Raw genomic sequence first — 15863 nt, 5'->3', positions numbered from 1 at the left:
AGCCACCCCAACACGGATCACCACCCGCTGTCCAAGACCAACACGGGTGAGAACCGATAAGTGTTTCGTTATCGTCGCAGCGCAATGCCCACGGGAGCGGTCGGTCGCGGGCGGTTGACGGCCCGATCCGGGCACCGGGAATGCTGGGGGAGTGGAAGCGATCTTCGGGGCGGCCGGCGTCGCGGGCCGGGTGCACGCCCGCTGTCTGGACTGTGACGGCGAATTCGGCTGGGCCGCCGACGAACCGGTGGTGCTGTCCTCGGTGGTGAAGGTGCCGCTGGTGCTGGAGTTCGCGCGGCAGGTCGCGGCCGGGCAGCTCGATCCCGCCGACCGGGTGCGCGCCACGGCCGCGGACCGGCTGGGCGGGGTGGGGTCGGCGGGCTGCCACGACGATGTCGAGTACAGCCTGCGTGACGCCGCCTATTTCGCGCTCACCGTCAGCGACAACACCGCCGCCGACCTGCTGTTCGACCGGGTCGGCGTCGACAATGTGCGCTCCCTGGTCCGCGAACTCGGGCTCGCCGACACCCGCGTGATGGGGTCGATCCGCGACATCCTGTACCTGATGGCCGAGGATATCGGCGCGCGTGACCTGCTCGAATTCGCCCGGCGCTATCCGGAATCCAGCCCCGAGGAGGTGTTCGGCAGTCGCGCGGTGGATCCGCTGCGCACCACCGCCGGGACCGCCCGGGACATGACGCGCATGCTGACGCTCATCGCCCGCGACCTGGCGGGCCCGCCCGAGGCGTGCGGGTTCGTGCGGGATCTCATGCGCCAGCAGGTGTACGGGCATCGGCTGCCGTCGGCGTTCGGCCCCGAGACCGACATCTGGTCCAAGACCGGGACGTTGCCGGGCATCCGCAACGAGGTCGGGGTGGTGGAGTACCCGGACGGAAGCCGTTACGCCGTAGCGGTTTTCACGGTGTCACACAGTCTGGCCGGGCGGCAGCCCGTGGTGGACCGCGCGATCGGGACGGCCGCGCTGACGGCCATCGAACGCATCGATCACTGCCTGCCCGCGACCACGTCCCACGGCCGGCGCCGCGGCGCGTCCTGAAGCGGCGCCGGGGGCGACGGGCCGTCGCCCCGCACCACCGCCACGATGAGCTCGGCGAACTCCCGCACCAGCGGATGCGGGGCGGCGGCGGGCCAGGTCAGGGCGAGCCGCCAGCTCAGCGTGCCCTCCGGCAGTGGCCGCCACACCACCCGCGGCTCCTTCTGCGCCACCAGACCGGTGTCGAAGGCGACGCCGCGGCCCGACAGCACCATGCCGAGCACGAACTCCGGATTGACCGCGTGCTGCACCGAGGCGGGGTGGAAGCCGTGCTCCCAGCAGGTGCGCAGGGTGGCGTCGTAGAGGCCGGGGGCGGCGGCGCGCGGGAAGATCACCAGGCCGTGCCCGCTCAGGTCGGCCAGGGTCAGTGAAGTCCGCTGGGCGAGCGGGGAATCCCGGGGCAGCACCACGCCGAGCGGGGTCTCCACGGCCGGGCCGGATTCGAGGCCGGGCGTCTCCGCCGGATATTGCAGCAGGCCCGCGTCCAGTTCCCGCTCGCCCAGCAGGCGGACCTGTTCGGCGGTGGTCAGCTCCTGCAGGTCCACCCGCACCTGGCGGTTCTCGAACGCGGTCAGCATGGCGGCCAGCACCCGGCCGGCCAGTTCGGGCGGCACGCCGACTCGCAGTGCGTCGACCTCGCCGCGATGGGCCTTGTCGACCAGCGATTTCGCGCGTTCCCAGCGGGCGATCAGGTCGCGCGCCTCGACCAGCAGGATCTGCCCGGCCTCGGTGAGCTCCACGCGGCGGCTGTCGCGGTCGAGCAGCCGCGCGCCGAGTTCGCTCTCCAGTTTGCGGATGCGCTGGCTCAGCGCGGGCTGGGCGATGTGCAGCCGCTCGGCCGCGCGACCGAAGTGCAACTCCTCGGCGACGGCGATGAAGTAGCGCAGCTGACGCAGCGGGTCCATCCGGTCGACGATATAGGTTTCCTTATCGCCGGGTGGTCAGGCCCGGGCGCGCACCTCGAGGATCTGCAGGCAGCGCCCGATCGGGCCCTGTTCGTCGTGCAGCACGGTCGAGCACAGGCCGACCCCGTCGGGGCCGATCGAGGTCTCGACGGCCAGTCCGATCCACTCGCCGACCGGCAGCCGGAACAGGTCGATGGTCAGGTCGGTGTTGAGGAAGGTGAAGTGCCGCGGATCCAGCCGCGCGCCAACGCCATTGGCGACATCCGCGACCGAGAACACGCGCACCAGGGGCGAGATCTCCTCGCCCTCGACCACCTCGACGCGGGGCTTGACCCACACCCGCCGGGTGATGTCGTCGCTGTCCACTCCGCGCAGATCCACCGATTTCACGTAGCCGACATCCCAGCCCGCGGGCAGGCCCCAGCTGACCTCGCCCTCGTCGGGCACCGGCGGCAGCGGGGCATCGGCGGTGTGCACCACCCGGGAGGTGTCCGAGGTGGCGATCCGCCAGGCCGCGGCCTTGGCGACCACGCGAGCACTGCCGTCGGGCTGCGGCGCGACCAGCTCGGCCGCCACCAGCTCGACCCGCTTGCCCGGGCGCTCGATCCAGGCGCGAACCTCGATCTCTCCCACCGGGATCGGGCCGAGGATCTCCATGGTCAGCCGCGCGATCCGCGTGCCCTCCCGGGGCGCGCACCGTTCCACCGTGCGGGCCAGCAGCGCCGAGGGCGGCGCGCCGTGCTGCATGGTTGCCGCCCATACGCTCACCGTGGACGCGGTGGCCCGGTAACGCTCGTATCCGTCGCGCTGGGACTCCAGCGCGAGGAAGTACGCCCTGGTCCCGGCCTCGTCCCCCGAGGCCGCCTGATCTGCCGCTGTCGCATCCTGCATTCGGGTCACCCCGTCAACGTATCAGCCCACGTCCGACCCATTAGACGGTGTACGACAAACCCCCGCATGTCCATTCCCGCCGTTCGGCTTCGCTACCCATACCCTGATGCATGTCAGATGCACCTTTCCCGGCGTGGAACGAGGTAGTCATGTCAGGCAAGTTCGAGCTGTTCGCGGATGCGGCCGACAAGTTCCGGTGGCGGCTCAAGGCCGGCAACGGCGAGGTTATCGCGCAGAGCCAGGCGTACGCGAGCAAGGACGCGGCGAAGAAGGGCATCGCCTCGGTCCAGACCAACGCCGCCGGCGCGGCGATCGCCGACCTCACCGACTCCAAGTAATCCGACCCGACCGAGGCCCCGCCGCAGGCGATTCCGCGGCGGGGCCTCCGTGTTTCGCCGCGCGGAGTTGTTTCCAGGGTTGACCTGACATCGATGTCAAGTCCTAGCATCGGTCGCGTGCATCCCCCATTGGATGCATGGAGGGGAAATCGCTTATGACTCAGCGTGTTTCGTGGTTGTCGTTCCTGGTCGTGCTCGCTGTCGGAACCGATACTTTCCTGGTGGCGCCACTACTGCCCACACTCACCCACGCCTACGGCAACGATCCCGCGCGGTCGGGCTGGATGGTGTCCGCGTATGCCGTGGGGTACGCCGTGCCGGCACTGATCGCCGGGCCGATCTCAGACCGGCTCGATCGCCGAACCGTCCTGGTTTCCGGACTGGCGGCGTTTGCCATCCTTACCGGCGCCTGTGCTTTCGCGCCGACGTTCTGGGCCATGGTGGCCCTGCGGTTGGCCACCGGAGTCGCCGCGGCGTTCGTGACTCCGCAGATCTGGGCGTCGATCCCGGTGCTGGTGCCGCCACCGAACATCCTGCGCACCATGGGATATGCGACGGCGGGACTTTCCGTCGCGCAGATGATCGGCGTGCCGATCGGTAGTTTCCTCGCCGGCTGGACGTGGCATTCGCCGTTCCTCGTGGTCGCCGTGTTGTCGCTGGTCCTGACGGGCGTCGTATGGCGACACTTCCCGCAGGTTCCCAGGCTGGGCGTCGGATCGCCGGCAGGACTCGGGGCCACCTATCTGACGTTGATCAGGACACCGACCGCGCCTTGGCTCTTCCTGGCCTATCTGCTGTTCCAGACCGGCAATTTCACCGCCTTCTCGTTCATCGGAACGTGGTTCACGGGCGACTTCGGATTGTCGGTGACCGGAGTGGGGCTCGCCATTGTGGTGCTGGGTGCGGCCAATGCCGTCGGCTCGCTGTTCGGTTCGGGAACGGCTGCCCGGCTGGGACCGGAGAAATCGCGCCGGGTCGCGATCATCGCGCTCGTCGGGTTGTACACGGCGCTGCCCTTCGCGCCGACCATCGGTGTGGCGGTGGCACTCCTGTGCGTGATCTTCCTGATCGGCGGATTCGTGTTCCCGGTGTTCATGGCGACCATGCAGGCGCTGACCACCACTGCGCGCGGAACGGTGTCGGCGCTGGCGAATTCGACGATGTACCTCGGCACTACCATCGGTGGGGTCATCGGCGGCATCTTGATCACCCGCTTTTCCGGATTCCATGGCATCGCGGTGGTGGTCGTCTCGCTATTGGTGCTGTCGCTGACCTGCTATCTGGCCGCCGACCGTCAGCGCCGTCGCGTCACGGCATCGACGTTCGACGATGGCGGCGTGACGATGGAGGAGGCTGGCGGTGCACATCGGTGAACTGGCGGAACGGTCGGGGGCGAGCGCGCGGTCCATCCGGCACTACGAATCGGTCGGCCTGCTGACGTCGCGGCGCAGCGGTAATGGGTACCGCGATTTCGATGCCGGCGCGGTCGAGCAGGTGGCGAAGATCAAGCTGCTCCTGCAGGTCGGGCTCGACATCACCGATATCGTCGCGGTGCTGCCCTGTGTGGACAATCTGGCCCAGTCACGCTGTGAGCACGCCCAGCGGCGCTTCGACGAGCATATCGCGCGGATCGAACGGCAGCAGGCGCTGCTCGCGCAGGCGAAGTCGCTACTGCTCGAATTGCGCTCGGCGAGCTTTTCGGAGCTCGGGCCGCCCCCGGGCAACCTGCGAGTGGTCAGCGGGAACCGGATCGCGGGATTGCAGTAGGGATCTCGTGCGGCCGGTCGAGACGACGGGCCCTCGCCTGGACGGCGGAGGGCCCGTAGCTCGTTGTGGCGTCAGGGGACGGGGTCCGGTTCCCTGGCCGGGATGGCTTCCGCGGCAGGGGCTTTCTGTCGGCCGAGGACCGAATGGGAGCGGCTGTAGGCGAAGTAGATGACGATGCCGAGGGCCATCCAGATGACGAAGCGGAGCCAGGTTTCGATGGACAGGTTCAGCATCAGCCACAGGCAGGCCAGGGCGGCCAGGATGGGGATGAGGGGGACCAGGGGGACGCGGAAGCCGCGCTTCAGGTCGGGGCGGGTGCGGCGCAGGATCGGGACGCCCAGGGAGACCAGGACGAAGGCCACCAGGGTGCCGATATTGACCATTTCCTCGAGGGTCCCGAAGTCGACGAAACCGGCCAGCAGGGCGCAGATGACGCCGACCAGGACGGTCAGCCGGACCGGGGTGCCGTGCTTGCCGGTATGGGCCAGACCGCGCGGGAGCAGGCCGTCGCGGGCCATGGCGAACAGCACCCGGGTCTGGCCCAGGAACATGACCATGACGACGGTGGACAGGCCCGCCAGCGCGCCGATCGAGATGATGTTCTTCACCCAGGTCGCACCGTGGATGGCGAAAGCGGTTGCCAGGGTGGCGTTTCCGCTCGCCAGCTCGGTGTAGGGGACCATACCGGTGAGGATCAGCGAGACCGCCACGTAGAGCACGGTCACGATGGCCAGGGAGGCGAAGATGCCGCGCGGGACGTCGCGCTGCGGGTTGCGGGTCTCCTCGGCGGTGGTGGCCACCACGTCGAAGCCGACGAACGCGAAGAACACCAGCGAGGCCGCTGCCAGCAGGCCGTACCAGCCGAAACTGGTTCCGCCGGAACCGGTCAGGAAGGAGAACAGCGACTGGTGCACGCCGCCCGCCTGCTCCGACGGCTGGGCCGGGGGAATATAGGGGGTCAGATTGGACGCCTTGAAGTAGGTCGCCCCGACCACCAGTACCAACGCGATCACGGCCAGCTTGATGGCCACCGCCACCGCCGACACCCGCGACGACAGCTTGGTGCCGGTCGCCAGCAGCGTGCCCACCACGGCGATGATCACCACCGCGCCCCAGTCGAAGCTGATCGACCCGATATGCGCGACCGGGCTCACCAGCCCGTGCAGCACCTCGCCGAGATACTGCGACCACCCCTTGGCGACCACCGACACCGCGAGCGCGAACTCCAGGATCAGGTCCCAGCCGATGATCCAGGCGATGACCTCGCCGAAAGTGGCGTACGCGAACGTGTACGCACTGCCCGCCACCGGCACGGTCGAGGCGAATTCGGCGTAGCACAACGCCGTCAGCCCGCACGCGATGGCCGCGAACACGAAGGCCAGCGAGACCGACGGCCCCGCCACCTGGCCCGCGGTGCGGGCGGTGAGCGTGAAGATGCCCGCCCCGATGACCACGGCGACACCGAAGATGGTCAGATCCCGCGCGGTCAGATCCTTGCGCAGTTTGGAATCCGGTTCATCGGTATCCCGAATCGATTGCTCGACCGATTTCGTGCGGAACACTCCGCTCGCGAACGCCACTGTTCGTCTCCTTTCCGAAGAGTTTCGGTGCCGCGCTCAGCGAACTCGCGGGATGGCGTCGAGCCGCCGCTCCGCGAACCTGTTCGCCGCCGCACCGGTGCCGATGCCCTCGGCCTGGGATTCCGCGATGATGTCGCGGCAACGGCCGAAGATGCCCCTCACCGCTTCTTCGACCTCGGCCGGCGCCGCGTGCCGCAGCTCACCGGCCACCTGAACCAGCCCACCGGCATTGGCCACGAAATCCGGGACCCAGGTGATGCCGCGCTCGTTCAGGGCGTATTCCACCGCGGGCGTGGCCAACTGGTTGTTGGCCGCCCCGCAGACGAGTTTCGCCTCGATGGCCTCGGCACTGGACACGGTGAGCGTGCCGCCGAGCGCGCAGGGGGCGTAGACATCGACCGGAGCGGTGGCGACACTGCTCAACAGTCGAACCGACGGGTGTTCGGTCGAAAGACGTTCCAGGGCAGCGGTGTTCACGTCGGTCGCGCAAACCTCCGCGCCGTCGGCCAGTAGCAGCCGGATCAATTCGCCGCCCACCTTGCCGACGCCCTCGACGCCCACCGTCCGGCCGGAAAGAGTCGGTGCGCCCCATACAGATTCGGCTCCGGCGCGCATGGCGTTGAACACGCCCAGGGCGGTGAGCCGGGCGCTGTCGCCGGAGCCGCCCGCCGCGACGCTGCGGCCGGTCACATGGCTGGTGTAGCGGCCGATCGCGTCCAGGTCATCGGTATCGGTGCCCACGTCGCCCGCCGTGATGTAGCGCCCGCCCAGGGATTCCACGAACCGCGCGTAGGCGGCGAACAGCTCCTCGCTCTTGTCGGTCGCGGGATCGCCGATGATGACGGCCTTGCCGCCGCCCAGATCCACCCCGGAGGCCGCGGCCTTGTAGGTCATGCCCCACGACAGTCGCAGCACGTCGTCCAGCGCGGCCGCCTCGGAGGCGTACGGGTACATCCGGGTGCCGCCGAGCGCCGGGCCCAGCCTGGTCGAGTGAATCGCGATGATCGCCTTGAGCCCGCTGCGGTCGTCCTCGCAGAACACCACCTGCTCGTGTCGCCGGGCGCTCAGTTCGTGCGAGCGGCCGAAAACCCCTGCGTCGGTGTGCATTGCGGTCACGGTCGATTCCTTTCGTGGTCGCCGCTCGTGGCGGCTCGGTGGGGCCGCGTGGTGGGCGGCCGGGGTTCGGCGGTCGCGTCCGGTGGGCGCGGGCCGTGGCGATCCCACGCCATAGGGTGGTCGGAGATCGCCGAGGGCGGGCGACGGTCGCTGATCGTCGCCGTATTGCTCTGGGCTGGTGTGGAATTGGCGGCGGGCAGCGCCGGGTCAGCCGTCGAGGCCGAGTTCGCGCAGGCGCGCGCGGTAGAGCTCGACGTTGCCGAGCTTGACGTCCTCGTAGCCGCGGACGACATCCGGCAGGGCTGCCGCCTCGACGGCGGTGACGTACCCGTCGGCGGTGAGACCGGTGGCGAGGCGGTGCACCATCTCGGTGTAGTGGGACAGCAGTTCCCGTTCCACCTTGCGGACGTGGGCGTAGCCGAAGGGGTCGAGCTTGGTCCCGCGCAGCGCCTTGCCCTTGGCGAGCAGCTTCAGGGCCACATGGGATTTCGGGGCGAGGCCGATCTTCTTCGTGCGGCCCAGCGCCCGCAGCACCGGCGGGTGCAGCTTGTAGGTGAGGTTCTCGCCGCCGGGGACCTGCGCCTTGACCTCGTCGAGGAAGGCGGGATCGACCAGCAGGCGGGCGACCTCGTACTCGTCCTTGTAGGCGGTGAACTTGTACAGCCCGCGCGCCACGGCCGCGCTGAAATCGGTGCGCTCGGTGATCGCGCGCTCGGCGGTCCAGGCGGCCTGCACGGTGTCGATGTAGCGGCGCGCGACCTTGATGTTCTGATAGCCGATCAGTTCGCCGGCGCGCAGCTCCACCAGCCGCCGGACCTCGCCGTCGAAGCCGGTGCCCGCCAGCAGTTCGGCGGGAACGACCCGCGGAACGCGCTGGGCCGCACCGGAATCGGTGGCCGCCGCGAACGCGGCCGGATCCGCGATGGCCACCCGGCCCCAGCGGAACGCCGCGATATTGGCCGGCACCGCGATACCGTTGATGCCGATCGCCTCCTCGATCGCCGCGGCGGGCAGCCGCAGACCGCCGGTCTGGAAGGCCGCGCCGACCATCAGGAAGTTGGCGGCGGCGGTAGTGCCGAACAGGTGTTGCGCCGCGCCCAGGGCGTCGAAGCCGACCTGCGAATCCGACACCGCCGCCAGCCGATCCAGCAGCGGACCGGTCTCCGGGTAGGCGACCGACTTGTCGTAGACCATGTCGCCGGTCGGGGTCTGGCTGGTCGAGGCCACCACGACAGTGCCGTTCGGGTTGCCGTACGCCAGGTTCTTCGGGTCGGCGGCGGTCAGCAGGTCGATGGCCATGATGCAGTCCGCGCTGCCCGGGGTGAGCCGGTTCGACGGCTCCAATTCCGTCGCGGAGAACCGCAGATGCGACAGCACCGGCCCGGCCTTCTGGCTCAACCCGATCTGATCCAGGCTCTCCACCGCGTACCCGGCCCGCAGCGCGGCCGTGGCCAGCACCTGGTTGACCGTCACGATGCCGGTGCCGCCGATGCCCGCGATGAGCACGTTCTGCGTGCCCAGCGGTGCGCCGAGACCCGGGTCCGTCACCTGCGGCGGTTCGGCCGGCTTGCGACGCAGCCCACGGACTCGCTGGGAACCCTTGCCGCCCTTGGCATCCGGACGCAGTTCCACGGTCACGAACGATGGGCAGTCCCCGTCCAGGCAGCTGTAGTCGGTATTGCACGAGGTCTGATCGATCCGGGTCTTGCGCCCGAACTCGGTCTCCACCGGCTGCACCGACAGGCAGTTCGACTTGGTGCCGCAGTCGCCGCAGCCCTCGCACACGGCCTCGTTGATCACCACACGGGTGTTGCGGACCGGCAGGGTGCCGCGCTTGCGCTGCCGGCGGGCATCGGCCGCGCAGTGCTGGTCGTAGATGAGAACCGTGACGCCCTTGATCTCGCGCAGCGTCTTCTGCGCCTCGTCGAGCCGGTCGCGATGCCACAGCAGGGTGCCCTTGGCGAGCGCCTTCTTGTTGTGCCGCTTGGGATCATCGGCGCAGATGATGATCTGCTTCACGCCCTCGGTGGTCAGCTTGTGGGTCAGCTGCGCGACCGAGAGCTGCCCCTCCACGTCCTGCGCGCCGGTCATGGCGACGACCTCGTTGTAGAGCAGCTTGTAGGTGATGTTCACCCCCGCCGCCACGCACGCCTGCACCGCCAGCTGCCCGGAGTGGAAGAACGTCCCGTCGCCGATGTTCTGGAACAGGTGCGGCACATCGGTGAACGGGGCCTGCCCGATCCACTGGCTGCCCTCGCCGCCCATCTGGGTGAGGCCGGTGACCGCGCTGTCGCCGCGCCCGGACAGGGTGACCAGGGTGTGGCAGCCGATGCCGCCGCCGCCGATGGAACCCGCGGGGATGGCGGTGGAGCGGTTGTGCGGGCAGCCGCTGCAGAAGTACGGGGTGCGCTTGGCGGACAGCACCTCCAGCGACAGCGCCGGGGGCGGGGCCTTCTTCAGCTCGACGTGCTCGCGCAGCACCCGGCGCAGCGGGCCGAGCAGACGGCCCGCGGTGAGCTCGCCGTCGAACGGCATGAGCGGCAGCCCGTTCCCGTCCAGCTTGCCGAGGATGCGCGGGGCATCGGTGCCGCCGTACAGGATCTCGCGGATCTGGGTCTCGACGAAGGCGGTCTTGTCCTCCACCACGATGATCTGTTCCAGGCCGCGCGCGAATTCGGTGACCCGCTGCGCGCCGACGGGATACGGCATGCCGATGCGCAGCAGGCGGATCCCCGCCCGGTGCATGGCCGCCTCGTCGACGCCGAGATCGTGCAGGCCCTGCCGGACCGCGTCGAAGGTGGTGCCGGTGGCCGCGATCCCGATCCGCGCGTGGACCGGATCGACCTCGATGACATCGAGGTCATTGGCGGTCCCGAAGGCGCGCACGGTCGCCCAGCGCGGCCCGTACAGATCGGCCTCGGCGAGCACGCTGTCGGCCGGCGCCGCCATCGGCCGCTGCCGGTAGGCGAAAGTCTTTCCCTCCCACTGCACTTCGGGCACGGCGATGGTCAGGTTCGCGACCGAGCCGTCCACCGTCCACGCCCCGTCGGCGACATCGGCCACGATCTTCAGCGCCACGACGCAGCCCGAGGCCCGCGACAGCGCGATCCCCTGTATGCCCATGGTGATGATCTCGCGGGCATTGCGCGGGAACAGCACCGGCACGCCCATCGCGGCCAGCGACCGCTCGCTCACCGCGGGCACGGTCGAGGACTTCGAGGCCGGGTCGTCACCGACCAGCAGCAGCACGCCGCCGCGCGGATTCACCCCGTACATATTGGCGTGCCGGATGGCGTCGGTGGCCCGGTCCACGCCCGGCCCCTTGCCGTACCAGACGCCGACCACGCCGTCGTGGGTCGGCGTCCCGGCGGGCAGATCGGCCTGGCTACCCCACACCGCGGTGGCCGCGAGCTCCTCGTTGAAGCCGGGCACGAAGGCGATGTCGTGTTCGGTCAGCACGGTCGGCATGCCCAGCAGCATCTTGTCGACCCCGCCCAGCGGGCTGCCCTGGTACCCGGACACGAAGGTCGCGACCCGGTGACCGGCGCGCATATCGCGGACATGCTGTTCCACCAGCAGGCGGGCGATGGCCTGCACACCGGTGAGAAGGACCGGACCCGCACCCGACCGGTAGCGGTCGGCGAGATCGTAGGGCGTAGCCGGTTCGGCCTGTGGTGCAGGCGCGCAGGCAACGTCGGTCATGAACAGTCACCACACTCTCCACGGCCCAGATTGTGAGCCGCAACGAAGGGACCAAGCGATCGGTGCTGCGAAATCTGCCGTGATGTGTGATCTGTGTCAACAGTCGCGTGAAAAGTTGATCAGACTGCTCAAAAGTGATCTGGAACACTGTGAGGTGCGCAGCATTCTGGTCAGTCGGGCGCTGTTCGGCCGGTCAGGGTGCGTCGGGGCCGGGATGACTGGTGAGGTGCTCGACGAGCGGCAGCGACCGGTATTCGATCGGCGTCGCCAGGGCCAGCATGGTCTCGGTGTGCTTGACCCCCTCGATGGCGTGCACGCGCTGGATGACGCCCAGCAGATCCGGCTGCGACCGCGCCGCCACCCGCACCAGCAGATCCCCGCGCCCGGTGGTGGCGTGCACCTCGAGCACGTTCGGGAACGCCCGCAACGCCTCGACGATGTCGTTCATCCTGTTCTGATCCAGTTCGATGCCCAGGAACGCGTGCACCGCGAAGCCGATGGCCTCGAGATCCACGTCCGGCGGATATCCCCGCACCACCCCGGCCGCCTCGAGCCGTTTCATCCGCGCCTGCACGGTGTTCCGCGCGATGCCCAGCCGCTGCGCCAACTCCAGGATCGGCACCCGGGGATCGGCCGCCAATGCTTTGAGCAGTGCGGAGTCGAGGGCGTCGATCTTGATGCTCATGCCGCATTCTCGCACAGCGGTTCTCGATAACGCCGCTGCTCACGCGGCCGATGATGAGGGCGTGACAGGTGCTCGGGGAGGACTCATGCAGACCAGGACAGCGGCGCTGATCGCGATGGCGGCCGCCGTGGTGGCGGTGACCACCGCGTGCGATCCGGGATCGTCGACGGGGCCGGTGACGACCAGCGGCGCGGCTCCGGTGGCGACGAGTGCGGGCACTCCGGCCTCGCCCGGGAGCCCCGCGACGACCTCGGGCGGGGCCGCGCCGCGGCAACAGGGTGGCGCGCCCGCGGGGAGCGGGCACGGACTGTGCTTCGACATCAACTCCGACCTGGCGCGCGCCGCCATCGCCAAGCTGAACCCGCCGCCGGTCGGCGGGTGGCAGACCGGCCAGGCGAGCGATGCCGCGCTCGCCTCGGGCTGTGACGGCGTGCTGTCGTGGATGATGGTGAACTCCAATACCAATCACCCGTACACGCACGTGCTGTTCTTCACCGGCGGCACGTATCTGGGCACCGCCACCGCCGACCCGTACATGTACACCCAGGTCACCGGCAAGACGCGGAACTCGCTCTCGCTGACCTACCGCTGGCTCGACAACAGCGATCCCATGTGCTGCCCGCAGGGCGGTCCCAGCGTCGTCACCTTCACGCTCAACGGCACCACCGTGAAAGCGGACGGCCAGTTCCCGCCGCACGCCTGACCCGGTGTGCGCGAAAGAGGCCCGGAACCACCAGGTTCCGGGCCTCCGCGGTATCGCGGGATCAGGCCAGCGGGCCGACCACCGATTCGGCGCCCGCCAGCAGCTCACCCGAGGCCGCGAGGCGCACCACGGCCTCGATCTCCGGAGCCAGGTAGCGGTCCGGGCCCGGGCCCTGCACCGATTCGCGAATGCGGTCGCGGACCGCGGCGGTCGCGGGCGACGGCTCCAGCGGCGCGCGCAGATCCAGGGCGCGGGCCGCGGTGAGGGCCTCGATGGCCAGCACCCGGGTCAGGCCGTCGATGGCGCGGCGCAGTTTGCGGGCCGCCGACCAGCCCATGGACACGTGGTCCTCCTGCATGGCCGAGGACGGGATCGAATCCACGCTGGCGGGCGCGGCCAGGCGCTTGAGCTCGGAGACGATCGCGGCCTGGGTGTACTGGGCGATCATGTGGCCGCTGTCCACGCCGGGATCGTCGGCCAGGAACGGCGGCAGGCCGTGGTTGCGGGCCTTGTCCAGGAAGCGGTCGGTGCGGCGTTCGCTGATGCTGGCCACGTCGGCCACCACGATGGCCAGGAAGTCGAGCACATAGGCGACCGGCGCGCCGTGGAAGTTGCCGTTGGACTCCACCCGCCCGTCGAGGGTGACCACCGGATTGTCGACGGCGCTGGCCAATTCGTAGGAGGCGATCATCTCGGCGTGCGCGAGGGTGTCGCGGGCGCCGCCGGCGACCTGCGGGGCGCAGCGCAGCGAGTACGCGTCCTGCACCACCGTGCAGTCGGGGGTGGCGTGGCTGGCCACGATGCCCGAATCCCGCAGCAGCCGAACCATATTCGAGGCGGCGACCGCCTGGCCCGGCTGCGGGCGCAGCGCCTGCAGGTCGGCGGCGAACACCTTGTCGGTGCCCATCAGGCCCTCGACGCTCATCGACGCGGTCACGTCGGCCAGGCGCAGCAGCCGGCGCAGGTCGTGGCAGGCCAGCACCAGCATGCCGAGCATGCCGTCGGTGCCGTTGATCAGCGCCAGGCCCTCCTTCTCGGCGAAGACCATCGGCTCGAGACCGGCCGCGGCCAGCGCCTGCGCGGCGGGCATGAGCGTGCCCTCCGCGTCGCGGACCATGCCCTCGCCCATCACCGCGAGGGCGACGTGTGACAGCGGGGCCAGGTCGCCGGAACAGCCGAGGCTGCCGTACTCGTGCACGACCGGGGTGATCCCCGCCGACAGCAGCGCGGCGTACGCCTGCGCGACCTCCACACGCACGCCGGTGCGGCCGGTCGCCAGCGTGGACAGCCGCAGCAGCATGAGCGCCCGGATCACCTCACGCTCGACCTCGGCGCCCGACCCGGCCGCGTGCGAGCGAACCAGGCTGCGCTGCAACTGGGTTCGCAGCTCCAGCGGAATGTGGCGGGTGGCCAGGGCGCCGAAGCCGGTGGACACGCCGTAGACCGGCTTCGGGTCCGCGGCCAGCGCCTCGATGCGGGTGCGGCTGGCCGCGATCACGGTGAGCGCGTCCTCCGACAGCCGCACCGTGGCATTGCCGCGGGCGACCCGGACCACGTCCTCGGGGCTGAGGGCGCCGACGCCGACGACGACTTCGGCGTCGGAGGCTGCGGTGTTTTCCTCGGAGAGTCGGAGAGTGTTCGCGCTCATCGTGATGTAGTCCTATCGAATCTTGTTCAGGGCAGGGCGATTTCCGGAGCCGGGTCCGCGAGGGCCACCGGAACGGGTTGGGTAGCGGGCCGCACCCACAGCCGGAAGGCGGCGGTGAGCAGGACCAGCCAGACGGCTCCGACGACCAGCGCCACCCGGGTGTCGGCGTCGAAGGCGAGCAGGATGATGACGAAGGCCAGGCCCGCGATCGCGGCGATCGGCAGGTAGGGCCAGAACGGCACCGGGAACTTCAGATTCGCGGCCTCGGCCGCGGTCATCTGCTTGCGGGAGCGGAAGTGCGACAGCAGGATCATCAGCCACACGAAGACCGTGGCGAAGGTGGCGATCGAGGCGATGACCACGAAGACCCGGTCCGGGATCAGGTAGTTGAGCACCACGCCGACCAGCAGGGCCGACACCATGATGACGACGGTCATCCACGGCACGCCGTTGCTGGAGACCCGCCGCATCACCGCGGGGGCCTGCCCGCGCAGGGCCATGCCGTACATCATCCGGCCCGCGCCGAAGATATTGCTGTTGATGGCCGAGAGCGCGGCGGTGATCACCACGATGTTCAGCACGGTCGCCGCCGAGCCCAGGCCCAGGCTGTTGAAGATCTGCACGAACGGGCTGCCCTCGTCGCCGATCTCGTTCCACGGCGTGACGGCCATGATCACGGCCAGGGTGAGGACGTAGAACAGGATGATGCGGACGGGCACGGTGTTGATCGCGCGCGGGATGGTGCGCTCGGGGTTCTCGGCCTCGCCGGCGGTGACGCCGATGATCTCCGAACCGCCGAAGGCGAACATGACGATCGCGAAGCAGCCGAGGAAGCCGCCGATCCCGTTGGCGAAGAAGCCGCCGCCGGCGTTCAGGTTGGACAGGCCGGTGCTGGTGTCGTGGATGCCGAATCCCCAGATGAGAACCGCGATCCCGCCCGCGATCATGGCGATGATGGCGACCACCTTGACCAGGCTGAACCAGAATTCGAGTTCACCGAAGACCTTGACGTTGAGCAGGTTGATCGCGCCGATGAAGAAGACGATCGCCAGCACCCAGATCCACCGGGGCACATCGGGGTACCAGAACCCCATGTAGACGCCGAAGGCGGTGGTGTCGGCGAGCAGCACGATGACCATCTCGAACACGTAGGTCCAGCCGGTGAGGAACCCGGCCAGCGGGCCGATGTGCTGGCTGGCGTACTCGCCGAACGACCCGGACACCGGGTTGCGGACCGCCATTTCGCCCAGCGCCCGCAGCACGATGAAGATGACCGCGCCGCCGATCAGGTAGGCGAGCAGGACCGACGGTCCGGCCTGCTTGATCGCCTCGGCCGAGCCGTAGAACAGGCCGGTGCCGATCGCGGATCCGAGTGCGATGAATCGGATGTGGCGGGCGGTGAGACCCCGGGTCAGGGTCGAGGAGATGTCTTTCACGGATCGGACTCCCTGGGTTGTTCACGACGCAGTTCGAC

At 69.5% G+C, this 15863-nt stretch carries 13 protein-coding genes; 5 read left to right on the top strand and 8 right to left on the bottom strand.

Going from position 1 to position 15863, the window contains the following annotated elements; genetic code table 11:
- The first annotated feature begins 151 nt into the window (after positions 1–151).
- Positions 152–1057 carry a serine hydrolase gene (locus ACWELJ_RS11235; protein WP_452366037.1) on the top strand — a complete coding sequence of 302 codons (906 nt, stop codon included), beginning with the start codon at positions 152–154 and terminating at the stop codon, positions 1055–1057.
- Here ACWELJ_RS11235 and ACWELJ_RS11230 read toward each other — a convergent pair.
- The gene (locus ACWELJ_RS11230; RefSeq protein WP_452366036.1) at positions 1006–1959 is read right to left on the bottom strand and encodes a LysR substrate-binding domain-containing protein; all 954 of its coding nucleotides are present in this window, start codon (positions 1957–1959) and stop codon (positions 1006–1008) included. The two genes, ACWELJ_RS11235 and ACWELJ_RS11230, sit on opposite strands and share 52 nt — an antisense overlap.
- A gap of 36 nt (positions 1960–1995) precedes the next feature.
- Positions 1996–2850 (bottom strand): thioesterase family protein, encoded by an 855-nt coding sequence (locus ACWELJ_RS11225; RefSeq protein ID WP_452366035.1) that lies wholly within the window; start codon positions 2848–2850, stop codon positions 1996–1998.
- 149 nt (positions 2851–2999) lie between these two features.
- Here ACWELJ_RS11225 and ACWELJ_RS11220 point away from each other — a divergent pair, with 149 nt between their 5' ends.
- The 3 genes from ACWELJ_RS11220 to ACWELJ_RS11210 all read left to right on the top strand — a co-directional run bounded on the left by ACWELJ_RS11220 (position 3000) and on the right by ACWELJ_RS11210 (position 4955).
- The gene (locus tag ACWELJ_RS11220; RefSeq protein WP_452366034.1) at positions 3000–3188 is read left to right on the top strand and encodes a YegP family protein; all 189 of its coding nucleotides are present in this window, start codon (positions 3000–3002) and stop codon (positions 3186–3188) included.
- Between the two features lie 155 nt (positions 3189–3343).
- Positions 3344–4561 (top strand): MFS transporter, encoded by a 1218-nt coding sequence (locus tag ACWELJ_RS11215; RefSeq protein ID WP_452366033.1) that lies wholly within the window; start codon positions 3344–3346, stop codon positions 4559–4561.
- Positions 4548–4955: a MerR family transcriptional regulator gene (locus ACWELJ_RS11210; protein ID WP_452366032.1), complete on the top strand. Its 408-nt coding sequence runs from the start codon at positions 4548–4550 to the stop codon at positions 4953–4955. The genes ACWELJ_RS11215 and ACWELJ_RS11210 overlap by 14 nt, the downstream gene beginning before the upstream one ends.
- A gap of 71 nt (positions 4956–5026) precedes the next feature.
- On the opposite strand, the gene ACWELJ_RS11205 is transcribed toward ACWELJ_RS11210, so the two are convergent.
- From ACWELJ_RS11205 to ACWELJ_RS11190, 4 genes are all read right to left on the bottom strand, one after another.
- Positions 5027–6535, bottom strand: a complete 1509-nt coding sequence (locus ACWELJ_RS11205; RefSeq protein WP_452366031.1) for an amino acid permease — start codon at positions 6533–6535, stop codon at positions 5027–5029.
- Between the two features lie 36 nt (positions 6536–6571).
- Positions 6572–7642 carry a Glu/Leu/Phe/Val dehydrogenase dimerization domain-containing protein gene (locus ACWELJ_RS11200; protein ID WP_452366059.1) on the bottom strand — a complete coding sequence of 357 codons (1071 nt, stop codon included), beginning with the start codon at positions 7640–7642 and terminating at the stop codon, positions 6572–6574.
- A 216-nt stretch (positions 7643–7858) separates the two neighbouring features.
- Positions 7859–11353, bottom strand: coding sequence for an indolepyruvate ferredoxin oxidoreductase family protein (locus ACWELJ_RS11195; RefSeq protein WP_452366030.1), 3495 nt, complete (start codon positions 11351–11353; stop codon positions 7859–7861).
- Positions 11354–11546: 193 nt separating this feature from the next.
- A complete protein-coding gene (locus ACWELJ_RS11190; protein ID WP_452366029.1) occupies positions 11547–12038 on the bottom strand; it encodes an Lrp/AsnC family transcriptional regulator in 492 nt (163 codons plus the stop codon).
- 85 nt (positions 12039–12123) lie between these two features.
- On the opposite strand from ACWELJ_RS11190, the gene ACWELJ_RS11185 reads away from it, so the two are divergent.
- On the top strand, positions 12124–12741 hold the full coding sequence (locus tag ACWELJ_RS11185) for an LppP/LprE family lipoprotein (RefSeq protein ID WP_452366028.1): 618 nt from the start codon (positions 12124–12126) through the stop codon (positions 12739–12741).
- 61 nt (positions 12742–12802) lie between these two features.
- Here ACWELJ_RS11185 and hutH read toward each other — a convergent pair whose 3' ends face one another.
- A complete protein-coding gene (gene hutH / locus ACWELJ_RS11180; RefSeq protein ID WP_452366027.1) occupies positions 12803–14389 on the bottom strand; it encodes a histidine ammonia-lyase in 1587 nt (528 codons plus the stop codon).
- Between the two features lie 26 nt (positions 14390–14415).
- A complete protein-coding gene (locus ACWELJ_RS11175; protein ID WP_452366026.1) occupies positions 14416–15825 on the bottom strand; it encodes an amino acid permease in 1410 nt (469 codons plus the stop codon).
- Between the last annotated feature and the right edge of the window lie 38 nt (positions 15826–15863).

The organism is Nocardia sp. NPDC004582, assembly GCF_053602115.1.
This window is presented reverse-complemented; position numbering and strand designations above follow the sequence as displayed.

What these genes read in the sequence shown, in the direction of transcription:
- ACWELJ_RS11230 (WP_452366036.1), bottom strand. Translation starts at nt 1,959, where the DNA reads ATGGACCCGCTGCGTCAGCTGCGCTACTTCATCGCCGTCGCCGAGGAG.
- ACWELJ_RS11225 (WP_452366035.1), bottom strand. Translation starts at nt 2,850, where the DNA reads ATGCAGGATGCGACAGCGGCAGATCAGGCGGCCTCGGGGGACGAGGCC.
- ACWELJ_RS11220 (WP_452366034.1), top strand. Translation starts at nt 3,000, where the DNA reads ATGTCAGGCAAGTTCGAGCTGTTCGCGGATGCGGCCGACAAGTTCCGG.
- ACWELJ_RS11215 (WP_452366033.1), top strand. Translation starts at nt 3,344, where the DNA reads ATGACTCAGCGTGTTTCGTGGTTGTCGTTCCTGGTCGTGCTCGCTGTC.
- ACWELJ_RS11200 (WP_452366059.1), bottom strand. Translation starts at nt 7,642, where the DNA reads ATGCACACCGACGCAGGGGTTTTCGGCCGCTCGCACGAACTGAGCGCC.
- ACWELJ_RS11195 (WP_452366030.1), bottom strand. Translation starts at nt 11,353, where the DNA reads ATGACCGACGTTGCCTGCGCGCCTGCACCACAGGCCGAACCGGCTACG.
- ACWELJ_RS11190 (WP_452366029.1), bottom strand. Translation starts at nt 12,038, where the DNA reads ATGAGCATCAAGATCGACGCCCTCGACTCCGCACTGCTCAAAGCATTG.
- ACWELJ_RS11185 (WP_452366028.1), top strand. Translation starts at nt 12,124, where the DNA reads ATGCAGACCAGGACAGCGGCGCTGATCGCGATGGCGGCCGCCGTGGTG.
- hutH (WP_452366027.1), bottom strand. Translation starts at nt 14,389, where the DNA reads ATGAGCGCGAACACTCTCCGACTCTCCGAGGAAAACACCGCAGCCTCC.